Below are 18,556 nucleotides of genomic sequence, written 5' to 3'. Positions count from 1 at the left end.
AAAAGTTTGCAAAGTTTTTCAGATATTAACTTATATCGCCGCCATTTAAGCAAACTAAGATAAATTTGCTTGTATATGCAAGTTTAATTTGTGCAACATATGTATGCAAATTTTAGACAATTCCCCATTTATCCCTAAAAGCTTTGTGATTGAAGGGATAGCATATAAAACACATCAAATAATTGACCAAACCATTTTTGGAGTATAAAGTTTTTTATTTTTTAATTTTATGCTAACAAAAGCACCTAATATCGATCAATTTGTCAAGGAAATTACTCCATTAGCTTTTTATATTTACCCCAATTTTCAAAAATCACCCATAACCAAATGATAAAAAGTACAGCCCAGATAATTAATCCCATTTGACTATAAAAAATCATGTTATGTGTAAAAATGCCGATGAGTATTGGAAAGATAACCAATGCGCCTAAGGTTCTCGTCTTTGGGAGGAGAAATAATAAGCCGCCCAGGATTTCGATGATTGCAACGAGCGGCATTAGCCATTTTATCGTGATGAATGCCTGAAATACCTTTTGCATATCCATGTCCATAGGTGGAACAGGCATATAATGAAAGATTTTATCTAAGCCCGCATTGACAAAAAGAAGGCCAAACAAAACACAAAGGATATTCTTTATGATGTTCATGATCGTAAAATTTAAGGGTCAATTATTTAACGGTGATTGTTGTTGGAGGCTCAGCAGAATCGTCCGGCTTTTCCTCTTCTTTCTTTTCACTGTTTCGCTCCACAGTAATTGTACACTCGGTGAGCAGGGCAGCTACTGCACCAATAGCCGCAAATACAGGTGCTAAAATCAGCCCTATTGCGCCAACAGTAATTGGAAAACTCATGATTTCTTTGCCATGTTTGTCCGAAATACTGATTTTATTTACATTGCCCTCTGCAATGATGTCTTTGATCTTTTGTAAAAGGTTTTCACCGTTGATTTGAAATGTTTCCTTGAATCCCATAATGCTATAATTTAAGTTCGCTCTTATAAAGTTATTCATTTTTTTACAGGAATTCTTATAAAGTTAAAAATCGGCAGATAGGCAATAGCATAAAGTTTTTATCATTCCATCGCATCAGATGTGGGTATGAAAGTGAAGAAAGAGAAGTCCCCAAAAGTAAAAACGAACCCTGAGCTGTTTGGATAGGAATAGGATGAGAGATACGAATAGGCGTAAAGAAAATAGGGGCTGTCCGATTTTCTTTTTGGACAGCCCCTATGGAGAAATATTGTCGATCGTTTTAACCTAAAGTGGCCAAGCTATCTTGAAGAATCTTGATTTTAGCTTCTGCATCAGCTTTCTTGCTTTTTTCGTTTTCAACGATTTCTGGTTTTGCATTTTGTACAAAACGTTCGTTTGAAAGCTTTTTGTCTACAGACACCAAGAATCCTTTCAGGTAGTCCAGTTCTTTTTCAATACGTTCGCGTTCTGCATCTACATCAATATTGTTTTCCAAGAGTACATAACATTCATCCTTACCAGCTAAGAAACTTGTAGCACCAGCTACTTTTTCTGTCACAAATGTCACAGCTTCTAGGTTGGCAATTTTCGTGATGATCGCAATATACTGTGCCAGATCAATGTCAGACTGTTGGTTGATTGCCAAAGGTAATGCTACTTTTGGTGAGATACCTTTCGAATTGCGGATATTACGAACTTCGGAAATGATCTGTTGTGCTACAGCAAAATCTTTGATAATATGCTCATCAAATGCACTAACTTTTGGAAATTCAGCGACAATGATACAGTCTTTTTCCGCTTTTGTGCCGAATAACTCATCATGCCACAGTTCTTCCGTTAGGAAAGGCATAAAAGGGTGTACCAAAGTCAATATACGTTGGAAGAAGGATTTTACCATTTCCAAAGTTTCCGAAGCAATAGGTGAACCATAAGCTGGTTTCACCAGTTCAAGGTACCAGGCACAGAAGTCATCCCATACCAATTTATAAGTTGTCATCAAGGCATCTGATAAACGGTAATGCTTGAAGTTTTCTTCAATTTCAGTCAATGCTTGGTTGAATCGTGCATCAAACCATGCAGCAGAGATTTTGTCTGATGCTGAAGCTGGAGCATCGATAACCTCTAAGCCTTTTACCAAACGGAAGGCATTCCAGATTTTATTGGCAAAATTACGGCCCTGTACACAAAGCTCAACGTCAAAAGGTAAGTCATTTCCTGCAGGAGCTGTCAATAACATGCCCATGCGTGTTGCATCAGCACCATATTCGTTCATCAAATCAATAGGGTCAGGTGAATTACCCAGAGATTTTGACATCTTGCGCCCTAATTTATCGCGTACAATACCTGTAAAATAAACATTTTCAAAAGGTAGCTGTCCACGGAATTCATAACCCGATACAATCATGCGTGCTACCCAGAAGAAAATAATATCTGGTGCAGTGACTAGATCCTGCGTTGGGTAGTAATAGTTGATCTCTTCATTTTCAGGCTCATTGATACCGTTGAATACAGAAATTGGCCATAACCAAGCTGAAAACCAAGTGTCAAGCACATCTTCGTCCTGACGCAAATCTGCAAGCGTTAGACCCGCATTGCCCGATTTTTGCTGTGCCAGTGAAAGCGCTTCTTCGGCAGTCTGTGCAACAACAAAATCATCGTTACCATCACCATAGAAGTAAGCAGGTATTTGATGTCCCCACCACAATTGTCTTGAAATGTTCCAATCTGTTACATTTTCCATCCAGTTGCGGTAGATATTTTTGAATTTTGTCGGATGGAATTTAATCGTGTCATCCATGACATTATCCAGTGCAGGTTTTCCCAGGTCTTCCATTTTCAGGAACCATTGGTTAGAGATCTTAGGCTCAATAACAGCACCTGTTCTTTCAGATGTTCCGACATTATTGGTGTAGTTTTCTACTTTTTCCAATAATCCTTTTTCTTCCAGTTCTTTTTCGATCTCTTTACGTACTTTGAAGCGATCCATACCAGCATAATGTAAGCCGTTGTCGTTTAATTTCGCTTCATCGGTAAAGATGTCGACAAACTCCAGATCATGCTTTTTACCTAGTTCGTAGTCATTGATATCGTGCGCCGGAGTTACTTTAAGACAGCCAGTACCAAACTCAAGATCCACATATTCATCTTCAATGATATTCACTTTACGTCCGACGATTGGTACGATCACTTGTTTTCCTTTTAACCAGGTGTAGCGTTCGTCGTTTGGATTGATACATACTGCTGTATCACCAAAGATCGTTTCAGGACGGGTTGTGGCAACGACAATATATTTGTCCGTTCCTTCAACCTGATATTTCAGATGGTATAATTTACCGTTCTTTTCCTTGTAAACAACTTCTTCGTCAGAGATATTGGTTTTGGCTTCTGGATCCCAGTTAACCATGCGGTAACCACGATAGATTAACCCTTTGTTGTAAAGGTCAACAAATACGCGGATCACCGATTGATACAATTCAGGATCCATGGTAAAACGGGTACGATCCCAATCACAGGAAGCGCCTAGTTTTTCCAGTTGCTTTAAGATAATACCACCGTACTTTTCTTTCCATTCCCAAGCATGCTTTAAAAAATCCTCACGGGATAAGGATCTTTTGTCAATGCCTTGTTCCTTTAACATAGCGACGACCTTAGCTTCAGTGGCAATGGAGGCGTGATCTGTCCCCGGTACCCAACAAGCGTTTTTACCCTGCATACGTGCGCGGCGAATCAAAACGTCTTGAATCGTATTGTTCAGCATATGACCCATGTGCAATACGCCAGTGACATTCGGTGGCGGCATTACAATCGTATAAGGTTCACGTTCGTCAGGAGTAGACCGGAAAAATCCGTTCGCTTTCCAATAGCTGTACCATTTTTCTTCAGCTTCTTTTGGATTGTAAGTTTTCGCTATGCTCATTTTAAATTCTATATTCAATTTTTTAAGGAATACAAAAGTAAGGAATTCTATGTTATTTTCCTTGTTATCATTGATCTTGTTATTGATTGTAGATCAAGGACCAAGGATAAGGGGGGAAGGATCAACGTTAAGGAGTAATGATTAAAGATCAGCGCTTACCCACATCTCAATACTCACTACTAGCTACTCAATACTCAACCCTTAACACTTTTTTAATCTTTTCTTCATATTACTAGTCGATTAGCCTAGTTTTAATGTAAATTAATGTAAATTTGCCTGTTTTATTTTTACACGAAGGGATGCAACGATTTGCGAACGAACTTAGAGCGTTAACACAATATTTTTTGTTTTGGCTAATTATCTGTTTTATAGATAGATTTATTTTTATTTCTGCTTTTTTTGAGAAAATAGGAACAGCCAATTTTACGGAGATTTTTAGAATCTATTTTCATGGATTAAGCCTTGATTTTTCAGCCGTATCCTATATATGTGCTATTCCATTTGTTGTTTATTGCATACTAAGCTTTTTCCCAAAGGTTCAGCCAAAACGCATCATCCTTGATATTTACACAATTGTTGTACTGGTTTTATTTTTTGTGACGAGTTTTATCAATGTTAATATCTATCGAGAATGGGGGGATAAAATATCAAAACGAGCTATAGATGCTTTCCTGGCATCACCATCCGGTGCGGTAGCTTCTGCAGAGTCTACACCTGTTTTTCTTCCGATCCTCGGGATGTTGGTGGGGATATTTTGTGGGTATTTTCTCTACCGTTGGATGTTCAAAAAAGTGTATTTTTTTAATGTTAAATCACCGATTGGCAACTTTTTAAAATTGGCCGTCGGCGTTTTTGTTCTCTTTACCTTTATCCGTGGGGGCTATGGCCGCGCAACACTAAACCCTAGTAAAGCTTATTATTCTGAGGTTACCTTTTATAATCATGCGGCTGTGAATACACAATGGTCGCTTTTGCGCGACTTTTTTACCAAGAGCACAAAACTGAAAAGCCCTTATGATTTCTACGGCTCAGACCAACAAGCCATTCAGGAGCAGTTGAAGCCTGCCTTCCAAAGTCAACCTGATTCTGCGGTCGAAGTTTTATCTACGACACGCCCCAATGTTGTTATCATCATGTTGGAAAGTTTTGTCGGTGACCTCATCCAGTCTTTGGGAGGAGAGAAGGGCATAACGCCACATATGGAAGAATTGATCAAAGGTGGAATTTTATTTGATCACATCTATTCTGCCGCCGATCGTTCGGATAAGGGGATGGTTGCTATACTCAGTGGATTTCCGGCGCAGGGACCGGAAAGTATTATTAAATATATCGACAAGCACGAAAATATGCCTGCTATTGGGCAGGAATTTGACCATGCAGGTTATGAAACTTCTTTTTATCATGGTGGACAAAGTGAGTTTTATAATTTCAAGTCCTATATGTTGACACATGGTATTTCCAGAGTGGTTGATAACGCTAATTTTGGTTTGGATGCCGAGCGGGCTTCCTGGGGAGTCTACGATCATGTGGTGTTCAACCAGATGATTCATGATTTTAACAAGGAGAAACAGCCTTTTTTCTCAACGATATTTACATTGATTAATCACGAACCATTTGAATTAAAGCACGGTTATAAATTTGGCAGTACCAACAATGCCGATAAGTTCAGAAGCACGGCGAATTATACGGACTCGGCTGTTTTCGATTTTATTGGTAAAGCCAAGAAAGAAGCCTGGTACAAAAATACCCTTTTTGTGATAGTTGCGGATCATGGCCATCGCTTGCCGTCGGAAAAATGGGAGCTTTTCCATCCAAATAGATTCCATATCCCATTGATCTTTTTCGGTGATGTTATCAAACCGGAATACCGGGGTAAGATCTTCAATCGGATCGGAAACCAAACGGATTTAGCCACGACGCTGTTGACGCAGTTGAAACTTCCGACCAATAGATATCACTGGAGTCGGGATTTATTTAATCCGACGACACCACAGATCGCTTTCTATAATTCCAAAGATGCCTTTGGAGCAGTTACACCTGAACAGTCGGTATCTTTTGATAATGTTGGCCGTATCATCAATTATAGATCCAATAAAGAATATCCTGCTGCCAAAACCGATAGTATATTGAATATTGCCAAAGCGTATTATCAGCAGGTTTATCGTGAATTTCTAAAATATTAACCTGATGAAGTTAAGAGGAATATTAGCACCCTATTTTGCAGTCGCCATTCGCTTTGCCTTTCTTTTAATCGTTTACGCCCTGCTTAGATGGGGGTTTTACCTGCTTAATGCCTCATTATTTCCTAATGTAAATGCAGGGAAACTGTTTGTGATGTTTGGTGGAGGTGTGCGTTTTGATACAGTTGCTTTGCTTTATCTGAATATTCTTTACATTGTTATGCAGACGGTCCCCGGACCATTCATAGCTAATCCAATCTATCAACGGATTTCCAAATGGATCTTTGTCGTAGTCAATTCACTAGGGATCGCCTTGAACCTGATTGACTATGCCTATTACCCGTTTACACTAAAACGGACCACCGGTACGGTATTGAGCCAGTTTTCAAATGAGTCCAACTTGTTTAAATTGGCATTTGACTTTTGTCTTGATTACTGGTATCTCCTGCTGGTATTTGCACTGCTCGTTTATGGCTTATCAAAATCGTATCAATTGATCCAACTGGAAAGACCAAAACGTTATTCCTGGAAATCTTTCCTTGTTCAGGTTCCTTTCTTTTTATTGACCGCTTTTCTTTTTATAGGTGGCGTTCGTGGCGGCTGGGCACACAGTACCCGTCCGATTACATTGAGCAATGCCGGTGACTATGTGGACACCCCCGAAGAAATGAATATTGTACTGAATACGCCATTTAGTATATTGAAAACCTTAAAAGCTGTTAGTCTCAAGCCGGTGAACTATTATCCAGAGCAAGAGCTGAGCAAGTTGTATGATCCAATCCATTTTCCACAAACGGACAAACCCTTCAATAAAAAGAATGTTGTTGTCTTGATTTTGGAAAGCTTCGCGAAGGAACATTTTGGTGAACTGAATAAAGATATTCAAGGTGGGAAATATAAAGGTTATACTCCTTTTTTAGATTCTTTGATTCGCAACGGCTATACTTTTACAGATACCTATGCGAATGGTCGCAAATCCATCGACGCTTTGCCTTCGGTGATTACTGGTATTCCTTCCATTGGCGAACCCTTTGTACTTTCGGTGTATTCGGGTAATGAAACCACGAGCTTGGCTAAACTCCTGAGGAAAAAAGGGTATGAAACAGCATTTTTCCACGGAGCTCCGAATGGAAGTATGGGTTTTTCCGCCTATATGAAGTTAGCCGGAATTCAACATTATTTTGGTAAAAACGAATATAACAATGATCGGGATTTTGATGGTATCTGGGGAATTTGGGATGAACCTTTTCTACAGTTTACTGCGAATAAAATCAATACGTTAAAACAACCGTTTTTTGCGAGCTTCTTTTCGCTTTCCTCGCACCATCCCTTTAAGGTGCCAGAGAAGTATCAAGGAAAATTTCCGAAAGGACCGCTACCCGTGCAGGAACCTATTGGCTATACCGATAATGCACTTCGCGAATTCTTTGCGACGGCATCTAAAATGCCCTGGTTCAACAATACCTTATTTGTGATCTGTGCTGATCACGCAACTGTAAGTTACCTTCCCGAGTATCAGACCACAGCCGGGGGCTTCCAGATCCCGATTATATTTTATGCGCCGGGCGATGGCTTGGTCGGCAAGGCCGATAAACTGGTGCAACAGATCGATATTATGCCAACGGTCTTAAATTACCTCCATTATGACGAACCTTATTTTGCCTTTGGATCAGATGCATTTAAGCCGGGAAGGGATAATTTTGTGCTGAACAATAATGCAGGAAGCTATAATTTTTACTACAAAGACTATATGATGTCTTACGATGGTCTTAAACCATTATCTCTTTATAATATGAAGCAAGATCGCTTGATGAAACAGGACCTGATAAAACAACATCCAGCTGTCCTGGATACGATGGAAACCAAGATGAAAGCTTTCATTCAACAATATAACAATCGGATGATTGAAAATAAGTTGACCTATAAAAAATAGGTCAGCTTAATTCGATTGCTGTTTTTGAAATTTGATCCGGATGCTTCTATCGATGACAAAAAGAACCAGATCATAAATGATATAGATAAATGGCAAGGTAACAATGACCAATAGAATAAACCCCCGACTGTTATCTGCAAAAATACCATTGACCAGGTAATTTGCCAAACTGCTCCAAAACCAGCAAAAACTATAGAATGATGGCGGTACGATCAGATTTCCAATGAGCAACGCATAACGGTACCGACCGATTTTGTACTTTTTATAGATATACCTGATGTGTAAATAAAATAGCACTAGGGAGCTGATGAATGCGAGGAGCCCTGGACTGATCCAGAGGATGACGCTTGCTAAAAATGAGGTCTTTTCCCCAACTTCAATTTTGAAACTGTCCTGTTTTCCGACGGATTCAATGACCCAATGTACGAGTGTGTCCGTTTGCTGTTTAGGAACGCCCAAATTCTGTGCGTAAGCCTTCATCTTATCTCCCGTATGCAGGTACAGATCAATTGGGCCAAAGGAAGACCAATACTTGGAGGGAAATAAAAGGTATTCAATTTCATATTTTGTGAGGATATCCCGTCGGTCATACTTCATTAAAGCACGGTACTGAACTTTGATGCTGTTTTCACCCTTGTGAAGTTTGGCGGTAAAATAAAAGGCATCATTCAGGTTAATTCGTTCCCATTCCGCTTTTCCATAGCTGATCTCATAATAACCATCTTTGAGCCGTAGGAAAGGGAATTTTGTGTTTGATGGATCCAAGGGGAGGGATTTAATCTCATTTTGGTTAACAGTCACCTTTTCTAATCCATCTAAATTGAAGGCAAGGAATACCAAAGGGAAGTCCATATTTTCCTCCGCATGGATAATATACTCGATATTGAATTGGCTCTGATAATCATAATCCAGTGTGTCTTGCACAAGTTGGATATCTATTCGCTCGCGAAGTACTTTTGCTTTACCCGAAGGAACCAGTTGTGCTGTGATGCTATGAGGACCAAAAGGATTGGCCATATTGGCTGAGAGTGCCAACGCAGCGAGCAAAAGAATAATCGTTAGACCTATTATCTTAGTGTTCATAATTGTTTATTTAATGCATCTTCCATTCCGCTGGTCAAAAAAATGAACCTCGTTAGCTTATTTAATTCGCTGATAATCTATTAGCAAACAAATAACTGGAAGTGAAAGTATAAAATAAAAAGATGAAAAAAAATCTGGATTTATATTCGCAGGCAGAAATCTCACAAAAGCCATAGGAGATGGGGTAGCGGGAGGATGATTTTTATCACAAATTAATATCTGGCGAGTTTTTACTTTCAGAAAGGTAAATCTCTCTTTATATTTTGGCAAACTGCATTGATTAGGAGTGGCTTGTTATATTTTGGTACATTTATGAAGGTAACGTGGCAACTTGTTCTCCTCGCAAGCCTTTTTCTACCAAATCTCCTAAAAAACGCGAAAATGGTTCTATATTGTTTTCAACACTAGCTTTTTCGAGGGTTTCCATGTAAATTTTTCGGCTTTCGACAGGTATGACTGTCCATGGGTAACCTCCGGAGGCTAACATAGCATTCATTAAAAAACGTCCCATACGGCCATTTCCGTCCATATATGGATGAATGAAGACAAAAATGAAATGTCCAAGAACGACTCGTACAGACGCTTCCGGCTCTTGTTCCAATAGTTCAAATAATATTGGCATAGTATCCCGCATTGCTTCAACGCTTAAAGGCATATGTTTGGAGTTACCAATATAAACTTGATGATTTCGGTAACCGGCAAGATCAGACGGTTTGAGTATTCCGGCAGTTACACTTGGACTGAACATATCTCTATACCATTTAGAGTGATCTTTATCGACTTCTGTACCTGCATTCTTCCCATCTAATATTGCTTTTATTGTTTCTTTTACGGATTGAAATGTTAGATAATATCCACGTGCAGCCATGGCGTCTCGTTGGTTGAGATCCTCTTCATTCTCTTTTGTGTTCCATTCACCGGAGCTTACCTTAGCTATCAAATCAGGAGTTACACGGTAGCGTTCGATCGATAGGGAATGATAAGCATCTGTTATATATATATCTTCAATAGTTTTTAAATACGCTTTCTTGTCATAAGGTATTCCCGGTGCAGGCGGGAAAGATGCAATTATTACTTTCCGCATTTCTGACCACATTAGCTTGATACGGTTCGCATAAGGTGACATTTCCCTGCTGGAAAGAGTTAGTTCCAATTTACTATCAAAAGGATCTTCCTCACGGATATCGTAGTCCGCTTGTTTAAAAGTGTCAATGATCTGATCCGCAATTTTATCCTTTTTAATATTTCTAAATGCTCCTGCCAATCGACCTGCGATTGTAGTATGTCCATTCTCCAATAGGATTGATAATATTTCAGACGAATCCTTGATCAGTGACAAAATAGTTCGCATATCAATAGGATGATGGGTATATAAGCTTGGTGAAGCATAAACTAAAGACGCTTGAAGATTATACATGATAATTCCTTTATTCGTAGTTATCCGGTACTGCGGTAAAGGAGGATCTTTTCGTAAACTGAATAATGACGTGTTATGACGGAAGGGGATACTGCTGTTATTGCCTTTTGGTGATAAAATAATAAGTTGTTGTGGGACTGAACAATTTCCAGCATGAATTAATAGAGAATGGTCAGCAGATAAGCTCCAGTTTTTATCATATTTATGGGTAATAAATCTTGGGATAAAATCCCAATAAGATGTATACCATGAAGTTGTCTCTCCTTCCTTTTCATTTGGATCTGATGATATATACCACCCTTTGCTCACATCTTTTAAGAAACCATTTTTAATAAGAATTTCTCTATACCTTCTGCTTGGGAAGTCATTGGTGTGTATACCAACAATGCCTTGATCTTGTAGCTCCTTTAATACTTGTAAAGCCTCTATAAATCTCTCTTTCGGAGTTGCCATGTTAAGATGGATTATATGATACTTTTTTTCGAATGATAAAGTTAGCAAATATTGTGTTAATCTTATTGTTTGTTGTTGTGTTAATCTTATTGTTTGTTGTCGTGTTAGTCTTATTGTTTGCTGTCGTGTTACTCTTATTGTTTGTTGCTGTGTTCGTCTAGTTAATTGCTAAATGATTTAAAATATAGCACTTAGGAAAGACCCTTCGTATAGTAGGGGAGTAACCATTGAAATTATCTGTCATTGTAATCAGTATATCCTCTAGGTTCCGCGATTGTAGGTCTGTCAGGATTCCTATCCAAAAGCTGGCACTTTCATTCTGGCTCAGCTAGATATCCGAGTTTTATAGCTACCCCTGTTCATGCCAACAGCAAGAAAAATGGTTTTATTGACCAATTTTTTGAAGGATTAGAAGGTTACTGTTCTGATATGAAGGAGAAAGAGCCTTCATCGAATTTGTTTGCAAGTATATTACTAGCAGCGAGGGGATATGAATAATTTTGTTTTAAATAAACAAGAGCCCGATCTAAACCGGGCTCTTGTTTATTTAATTTGATGAAATCGCTCAAAGTGTAGAAATCACGCTAAACAAAACATCGATCTTATTTTCTTATTAAAATTATACGCCCAACAATAAACGAGCTGGATCTTCTAATAATTGTTTTACACGAACCAAGAAGCTTACTGACTCACGACCGTCAATAATACGGTGATCGTAAGAAAGTGCAATGTACATCATTGGACGGATCACAACCTGACCATTCTCAGCGATAGGACGTTGGATGATGTTGTGCATACCCAAGATTGCTGATTGTGGTGCGTTGATGATAGGCGTTGACATCATTGATCCAAATACACCACCGTTAGTGATTGTAAATGTACCACCTGTCATCTCGTCGATCGTTAATTTGTTATCACGTGCTTTACCCGCCAATGTAGCAATCGCTTTCTCGATTTGCTCCAATGACATCGCATCTGCGTTACGGATAATAGGAACAACAAGCCCTTTAGGTGCAGAAACTGCAATTGAAATATCTGCAAAATCAGAATACACGATTTCATTTTCTTCGATACGAGCATTCACTGCTGGCCATTCTGCCAATGCTGTAGTTACTGCTTTTGTAAAGAAAGACATAAAACCAAGACCGATACCAAATTTCTCTTTGAACGTATCTTTATATTTAGCACGTAGATCCATGATCGGCTGCATATTGACTTCGTTGAAAGTTGTCAACATGGCTGTTTCGTTTTTAACAGCTACTAAACGTTTTGCGATAGTTTTACGTAAAGAAGATAATTTCTCACGACGCTCATTTCTGGAACCAGCAACTGGTGCAGCTGTAGTTGTAGCGGCAGGAGCAGCAGGTTTCGCAGCTGGAGCTGCAGCTTTTGCAACAGGTTGAGCCTTGTCAGCATCTTCTTTTGTGATGCGGCCATCTTTACCTGTTCCTTTTATAGTTGAAGGATCAATTCCTTTTTCTCTCAAAATTTTTGCGGCAGCAGGAGAAGCTGTACCAGCAGCGTAGCTATCTGGATCTTCGTCTTTTGCAGCAGCAGCAGCAACTGGAGCTGCAGTAGATGATGCCTCAGCAGCAGGCGCAGCAGCCGGAGCTGAACCACCAGCAGGAGCTTGACCTTCTTCAATTGTACAAACGACAGCACCGATTTCTAAAGTATCACCTTCTTGTGCAATGATTCTTAAGATACCTGCTTTTTCAGCTGGTAATTCAAACGTCGCTTTGTCTGACTCCAGTTCGGCGATGTTTTCATCCATCTCCACATAATCGCCATCTTGTTTCAACCATTGTGATAAGGTTACCTCCGTGATAGATTCACCTACGGTTGGTACTTTAATTTCTAAGCTCATATATAATGTTCTTTATTGACAATTGCGTCCTATACATAAGACGCAATTGATTTTAAATTGTTTTTATTCGAATGATTTATTTAAGATCTCTGCTTGTTGAGCAACGTGTTGTTTCATATAACCTGTTGCTGTACTTCCGCTTTCTTTACGCGCTACGAAACCTGTAAATGCAATTTCAGTACCCATCAGTTTGCGGCAGTAGTAAGACCATGCACCCATGTTCTCATTTTCCTCTTGCACCCATACAAACTCTTTGGCTTTGTTGTATTTTTTACGGATCGCTTTCAACTGCTCAGCCGGGATTGGAAACAATTGCTCGATGCGAACGATGGCTACATCCTTACGTTTGTCCGTTTCTTGTTTTTCCAATAAGTCATAATAAACTTTACCAGAACAGAACAATACACGTTTTACATCTTTTGCAGCTACATTTGCATCATCGATGACTTCTTGGAATACACCTTCTGTAAAGTCTTTCAATGGAGAAACAACTTTCGGGTGACGCAACAATGATTTCGGTGTAAAGATCACCAATGGTTTACGGAATTCGCGTACCAATTGACGACGTAACAAGTGGAAATAGTTGGCTGGTAAGGTACAGTTTGCCAAGATCATGTTCTCATCTGCACATAGTTCCAAGAATCTTTCGATACGTGCCGAAGAGTGCTCAGGACCTTGCCCTTCCATACCATGTGGCAACATCATCACTAAGCCGTTTGAACGTCTCCATTTTGTTTCCGCACTCGACAGGTATTGATCTACGATGATTTGAGCACCATTGTAGAAATCACCGAATTGTGCTTCCCAAATTGTTAACGAGTTTGGATTTGAAGAGGCATAGCCATATTCAAAACCTAAAACAGCATATTCTGAAAGTAAGGAGTTGTAGATCGAGAATTTGTCGCCACCTTTGATATTTGCCAATGGAATATATTTCTCTTCAGAATCTTCCAAAGTCAATACTGCATGACGGTGTGAGAATGTACCACGTTGTACATCTTGACCTGAGATACGAACACGGTTGCCTTGATCCAATAAAGTCGCATAAGCCATTAATTCACCCATTGCCCAATCGTATGCATCATTGCTGATCATTTTTGCCCGATCTTCGAACAGACGAGTAATCTTACGGAAGAATTTTTTGTCCGAAGGTAAAGTTGTGATCTCTTTCGCCAATTTCAAGAAAAGATCTTTTGCAACTTTAGTTTTATCCGTAGTTGTCGATACTTCTCCTTTTTTCGCCGGACGTAATCCTTCCCAGGCACCTTTAAACATCGGAAGATCTTCAGTCAATACTTCAATAGTTTTTGCTTCTTCAAGTTTCGTCTGCAATTCCGCCTTAAATTCTTTTTCTATATTTTTTGAATACGCTTCATCAATACTTCCTTCGGAGATTAATTTTTTCGCGTATACTTCTTTTGGATTCGGATGTTTTTCAATGATTTTGTACAACAACGGTTGTGTGAACTTCGGTTCATCAGCCTCATTGTGACCAAATCTTCTGTAACATAATAAGTCGATAAATACGTCTGTTTTGTATTTTTGACGGTATTCAACAGCCAAATTAATCGCATAAACTACAGCTTCTGCATCATCTCCATTGACATGGAATACAGGCGAAGAAGTGATTTTTGCAACATCTGTACAATATGTTCCAGAACGTGCATCTTTATAGTTTGTTGTAAATCCGATTTGGTTATTGATAACGATATGTACTGTACCGCCAGTTTTGTAACCATCTAGTTTGGACATTTGAGTTACCTCGTATACCACGCCCTGACCCGCAATTGCAGCATCACCATGGATAATGATCGGTGCAATTTTCGATGAATCACCATCGTATTTGAAGTCGATTTTAGAACGTACCATACCTTCTACAATTGGATCTACTGTTTCCAAATGGGAAGGGTTTGGCGCTAAACTCAAGTGAACCGATTTGCCATCGTTGGTTTTTACCTCTGAAGAGAAACCCAAATGGTATTTTACGTCACCACCGAAGTTTACCTCAGGATCGTCTGCATAGGTTTTACCTTCAAATTCTGAGAAGATGGATTTGTAAGATTTACCCATGATATTGGTCAATACGTTCAAACGACCACGGTGAGCCATACCGATTACAAACTCTTGGATGCCAATTTCTGAACCTTTTTCGATAACTGAATCCAACGCAGGGATTAAGCTTTCTGCACCTTCCAAAGAGAAACGTTTTTGACCTAAAAATTTAGTGCCCAAAAAGTTCTCAAATACAACAGCATGGTTCAGTTTGTTCAGTATTCTCTTTTTTGTATCCAAAGAGAATTTTGGCATATTGCGGTCCGCTTCCATGCGGTCCTGCAACCATTTAATCTTTTCTGGATTACGGATATATTTGAATTCTGCACCAATAGAACGGCAATAGGTGTCTTCAACCAGTTGACGGATATCTTTTAATGTTGCTGGACCTAAGCCAACTTCAACACCAGCATTGAAAACGGTGTTCATGTCTGCCTCAGCAAGACCAAACGTTTCCAATTCCTTTCCAGGGTAGTACTTACGTCTTTCGCGAACAGGGTTAGTGTGAGTGAAGAGGTGGCCACGGTCACGGTAACCGTTGATCATGTTCAGCACATTGATTTCTTTCAATACGTGCTCAGGAGTTGCCTCGCCTACTGAACTTGTTGTTCCACCAGCATTTTGACCGAAATCAAAGCCTTCAAAGAATTTTTGCCATCCGAAATCTACCGATTGGGGATCTTGCTTGTACGATTGATATAAGCCATCGACATAAGCCGAATCAGCATTACTCAAATATGTCAGATTGTCCATTTACAATTAAAACTATGAAATTTGTCAAAGTTATGAATAAAAAAAGAGTTTCTAATACTGAAATTGAATAATTTAATCAATAAATCTATCCAATTCTTAACATTTTTAGCATGATTTAAAAGTGCCCCACAGGGCCCTACAAATTTCTTTTGTTTTGAAATTATCTATTTCTGCCGAAGATTTATTTAGCGAATAATTCATCCAATTTTGGAAGACCGTTTGGGAAGTTGGTTTTGATCAATTTCTGCCAATCCAAAGCCTTGTTATCTTTTTCACTCGTGCCTACACCAGCGACATGGGACCATTGTCCGTATACGGTGGCTGGAGAATAATCCAAAAGCTGTTCTTCAAACCAGGATGCTCCCTTTAACCAATTGACCTGATATTCATGTACCAAGTAACTGGCGGCGATCAATCCCGCCTGATAGGGGATATAACCCGTCTTTTTCAATTGTATCATGGTACTATTGATGAAATCATGCGCTGTCTGACCGGATTTCCATTTTTCGAATAGTTCCTCATTCATCGTTAACGCCGGAATATCTGCTGTAGTACTGTTTTTTGTACCCAGCGATTTGAAAAATACATTAGGATATTTTTTGAGCATAAAACGGAAATAATCCCGCCAAAGTAAGATATCTATTATTTTTTCAAATCGTTTGTCTTTTTTTCCTTCCCCTAATTTTTTTATGTTGTTGTAAAGAAGGATCGGGGATAAAGCTCCAGCAGCGATAAAAGGACCTAATATGACAGGATCCTGCTCCGTTTCCGGATAAGTGGACAAGACCGAATGCATAATACTCAATGCCGTATCCTCTCCGCCCAATAGATAGATGTCATCAACAGATTTTATCTCCTCGTCTGAATAACCTAAGTCCTTCAATGTGGGGATCTTGGTGTCTTCAAGATGTGGGGGAGTCAGGAAATTTGAGGGAAAAGGAATCGGTTGACGGACCGAACTCTCACGTTCCACCTTTTTCTTGAAAACGGAAAATCCATTTGGAATATCTTTGATCGGAAAAGGGAGATCTTCTTTATGGTAAAGTGTATGTCCAATAAAATGACGAAGGTTGATTTTGCTGTTCCAGAGTTCACTCTCTACTTTTTCGGAAATAGAGGTCTCGCGCAGTGCAACTTCCCGATGATGATAGACTTCATTAACCTGATATTTTTGGGCAATACGCGGGATAATATCCTCAGGCTTGCCAATATAGGTCAGTAGGTCACTTCCATGGCTTTTTAATTTTTCTTTTAAGGCAGTGACAGCTTCGATCACAAATGCTGCGCGCAGCACACCTGTATTTAAATTGCCAAACTGATTGCGGTCAAAATAACGGGGATCAAAACAATAGACAGGAATGATGAAGGAACTCTTCTCAGAGGCTTGATAAAATACCTCATTGTCATGAAGTCTTAAATCATTTCTAAACCAGATCATTGTAGCCCTTTTGTCCATAGAGGTGAAGATAAATACTTTTTAGTGCAGCCTATTTTCAGAAGATTTACAAATATATAAGGATATTGTGTTTGTGAAAATATTTAGGCGTGAATTGACATAAAAAGGACAAAGAATAGGTTTTAGACAGAATTGCTACATGTAATAAATTTCTGACAACAGTTTCATTTTGCTTAAATCATGTATAGAAAATAGTCTAAACGATCAATGATTGCTTCTTTATCAGGGAAAAAAAAGCTACTCCGCCACCTCGGTCTTGTGCTCCAACATATAGACCACAGTCTTGTTGATCGACTTGACGGCAGGTGCTCAAATAGAAAAATAAAAATAGTGTTAAACTTATTTGATGTTTCTCTGTTCTAAAATTAGAGAATTATGATATTAGTTAGTCAACGTATTTGAAGAGAAAAACTAGCATGGGCTTTTGCAATCTATAGGACAGTTAAAATGAGATCCAGCCGATCGTTTGGTTACTCATTAAAACCAAAGGTAGTCTCATGCTTAACTTAAAAAATAATAATAAAAAAGGCTGCAACTAGCACATTTATACCATTGAAAGCGAGTGCTCAGAAATAATTATAAGAATGAAAAAGGTGTTAATTAGTGGGCTAAATACCTATTTGGGACGACGGGCGTCATGCTATTTACAAACGAAGGATTTTGATGTTACAGGTTTGGTGCGCAACTTGTCTATTTTTAATAAAATTGTGAAGGAGAAAGTGACAGCAAGACTTTTTGAACTTGATTTGTTGCGGAAGGGACCCGCTTATGATAATTTTCAGATCAGTAACCTGAACTTCGGAATTTATTTTACGCAGGTTCCGACCTTGGATAACGATATCCAGCTTCAGCTGGAACTACTGGGTCTTCGTAATTTTGTTGAAATCTGTAGACGGGCGGGCAATAACCGTGTAATCTATGTGGCCCGGCTGATGGATGAGCATTTTTTAGAACCTGTCCGGAATCTATTGGAAGCTTTGCGCGTACAGTACACCATTGTGGTTAAAAGTAGCGTTATTGGTAAGGAAAGTGTGCTGAACCGAATTTTTAGCAAACTTGCTAAACGGCAGACGATATTCTATTGGAACTGGGTCGCCTCCCTGAAATTTCATCCCTTACCCTTATTGGATGTCTACCGTTGGCTTCGGGAAATGCCCTGGGAAGGTAACTTTATATCTGAGGTGATTTACCTCGGTGGACATGAAGAGGTGACCTTTAGGAATTTATTTTATCAATTTCTCAATTATACTTCCGATACACAAAAACGCGAGATCGGCGTGAACAAATTTTTTGCGAAGCTATTGCTGAGCCGGTTCAACGATATCAATAAGGAAGATATCGATGAATTTAGACGGGTACTCTATTATGAAAAAAATGTGGACAATTCAACTTGGCAGAAGGTCCAGTCCTTTGAATTTACGCCACTGAAAGCCTATGTCAGTATGGATACCTGAGTTTTTCTGAATGGTCTAA

12 protein-coding genes are annotated in these 18,556 nt (G+C 39.1%); 3 read left to right on the top strand and 9 right to left on the bottom strand.

The annotated features are described in order from the left end of the window. Positions 1 to 272 precede the first annotated feature (272 nt). The 3 genes from DFQ12_RS27075 to DFQ12_RS27065 form a co-directional block, all read right to left on the bottom strand. Positions 273 to 647, bottom strand: a complete 375-nt coding sequence (locus DFQ12_RS27075; protein ID WP_120262135.1) for a MauE/DoxX family redox-associated membrane protein — start codon at positions 645 to 647, stop codon at positions 273 to 275. 22 nt (positions 648 to 669) lie between these two features. Further along, complete coding sequence (locus DFQ12_RS27070; RefSeq protein ID WP_244211863.1) at positions 670 to 1,011, bottom strand: DUF4342 domain-containing protein; 342 nt, start codon at positions 1,009 to 1,011, stop codon at positions 670 to 672. 241 nt (positions 1,012 to 1,252) lie between these two features. Continuing rightward, the gene (locus tag DFQ12_RS27065) at positions 1,253 to 3,889 is read right to left on the bottom strand and encodes a valine--tRNA ligase (RefSeq protein ID WP_120262133.1); all 2,637 of its coding nucleotides are present in this window, start codon (positions 3,887 to 3,889) and stop codon (positions 1,253 to 1,255) included. A gap of 299 nt (positions 3,890 to 4,188) precedes the next feature. Here DFQ12_RS27065 and DFQ12_RS27060 point away from each other — a divergent pair, with 299 nt between their 5' ends. Both DFQ12_RS27060 and DFQ12_RS27055 read left to right on the top strand, forming a co-directional pair. Continuing rightward, positions 4,189 to 6,072: an LTA synthase family protein gene (locus DFQ12_RS27060; RefSeq protein ID WP_120262132.1), complete on the top strand. Its 1,884-nt coding sequence runs from the start codon at positions 4,189 to 4,191 to the stop codon at positions 6,070 to 6,072. 4 nt (positions 6,073 to 6,076) lie between these two features. Continuing rightward, positions 6,077 to 8,002 (top strand): LTA synthase family protein, encoded by a 1,926-nt coding sequence (locus DFQ12_RS27055; protein WP_167457362.1) that lies wholly within the window; start codon positions 6,077 to 6,079, stop codon positions 8,000 to 8,002. Between the two features lie 6 nt (positions 8,003 to 8,008). Here the strand turns inward: DFQ12_RS27055 and DFQ12_RS27050 are convergent, their stop codons facing one another. The 6 genes from DFQ12_RS27050 to DFQ12_RS27025 all read right to left on the bottom strand — a co-directional run bounded on the left by DFQ12_RS27050 (position 8,009) and on the right by DFQ12_RS27025 (position 17,065). Further along, a complete protein-coding gene (locus DFQ12_RS27050; protein ID WP_147420489.1) occupies positions 8,009 to 9,085 on the bottom strand; it encodes a hypothetical protein in 1,077 nt (358 codons plus the stop codon). A gap of 310 nt (positions 9,086 to 9,395) precedes the next feature. Beyond that, entirely contained in the window at positions 9,396 to 10,955 is a 1,560-nt protein-coding gene (locus DFQ12_RS27045) for a Fic family protein (RefSeq protein WP_120262129.1), read from the bottom strand. Positions 10,956 to 11,112: 157 nt separating this feature from the next. Further along, the gene (locus tag DFQ12_RS28715) at positions 11,113 to 11,283 is read right to left on the bottom strand and encodes a transposase (protein WP_120262128.1); all 171 of its coding nucleotides are present in this window, start codon (positions 11,281 to 11,283) and stop codon (positions 11,113 to 11,115) included. A gap of 291 nt (positions 11,284 to 11,574) precedes the next feature. Continuing rightward, entirely contained in the window at positions 11,575 to 12,822 is a 1,248-nt protein-coding gene (gene odhB, locus DFQ12_RS27035) for a 2-oxoglutarate dehydrogenase complex dihydrolipoyllysine-residue succinyltransferase (protein ID WP_120262127.1), read from the bottom strand. Between the two features lie 63 nt (positions 12,823 to 12,885). Then, positions 12,886 to 15,627, bottom strand: a complete 2,742-nt coding sequence (locus tag DFQ12_RS27030; protein ID WP_120262126.1) for a 2-oxoglutarate dehydrogenase E1 component — start codon at positions 15,625 to 15,627, stop codon at positions 12,886 to 12,888. Positions 15,628 to 15,808: 181 nt separating this feature from the next. Beyond that, positions 15,809 to 17,065 (bottom strand): deoxyribodipyrimidine photo-lyase, encoded by a 1,257-nt coding sequence (locus DFQ12_RS27025; RefSeq protein WP_244211862.1) that lies wholly within the window; start codon positions 17,063 to 17,065, stop codon positions 15,809 to 15,811. Between the two features lie 602 nt (positions 17,066 to 17,667). On the opposite strand from DFQ12_RS27025, the gene DFQ12_RS27020 reads away from it, so the two are divergent. Further along, positions 17,668 to 18,537, top strand: a complete 870-nt coding sequence (locus DFQ12_RS27020; protein ID WP_120262124.1) for an NAD(P)-dependent oxidoreductase — start codon at positions 17,668 to 17,670, stop codon at positions 18,535 to 18,537. Positions 18,538 to 18,556 lie beyond the last annotated feature (19 nt).

Source organism: Sphingobacterium detergens, assembly GCF_003610355.1.
Lineage (GTDB): Bacteria > Bacteroidota > Bacteroidia > Sphingobacteriales > Sphingobacteriaceae > Sphingobacterium > Sphingobacterium detergens.
Note: the sequence above shows the minus strand (reverse complement) of the source record. Positions and strands in the feature narration are given on the sequence as shown.

Excerpts from the sequence above, each read along its gene's own strand:
- DFQ12_RS27075 (WP_120262135.1), bottom strand. The coding sequence starts at position 647 with ATGAACATCATAAAGAATATCCTTTGTGTTTTGTTTGGCCTTCTTTTT.
- DFQ12_RS27070 (WP_244211863.1), bottom strand. The coding sequence starts at position 1,011 with ATGAATAACTTTATAAGAGCGAACTTAAATTATAGCATTATGGGATTC.
- DFQ12_RS27065 (WP_120262133.1), bottom strand. The coding sequence starts at position 3,889 with ATGAGCATAGCGAAAACTTACAATCCAAAAGAAGCTGAAGAAAAATGG.
- DFQ12_RS27060 (WP_120262132.1), top strand. The coding sequence starts at position 4,189 with ATGCAACGATTTGCGAACGAACTTAGAGCGTTAACACAATATTTTTTG.
- DFQ12_RS27055 (WP_167457362.1), top strand. The coding sequence starts at position 6,077 with ATGAAGTTAAGAGGAATATTAGCACCCTATTTTGCAGTCGCCATTCGC.
- DFQ12_RS27050 (WP_147420489.1), bottom strand. The coding sequence starts at position 9,085 with ATGAACACTAAGATAATAGGTCTAACGATTATTCTTTTGCTCGCTGCG.
- DFQ12_RS27045 (WP_120262129.1), bottom strand. The coding sequence starts at position 10,955 with ATGGCAACTCCGAAAGAGAGATTTATAGAGGCTTTACAAGTATTAAAG.
- odhB (WP_120262127.1), bottom strand. The coding sequence starts at position 12,822 with ATGAGCTTAGAAATTAAAGTACCAACCGTAGGTGAATCTATCACGGAG.
- DFQ12_RS27030 (WP_120262126.1), bottom strand. The coding sequence starts at position 15,627 with ATGGACAATCTGACATATTTGAGTAATGCTGATTCGGCTTATGTCGAT.
- DFQ12_RS27025 (WP_244211862.1), bottom strand. The coding sequence starts at position 17,065 with ATGATCTGGTTTAGAAATGATTTAAGACTTCATGACAATGAGGTATTT.
- DFQ12_RS27020 (WP_120262124.1), top strand. The coding sequence starts at position 17,668 with ATGAAAAAGGTGTTAATTAGTGGGCTAAATACCTATTTGGGACGACGG.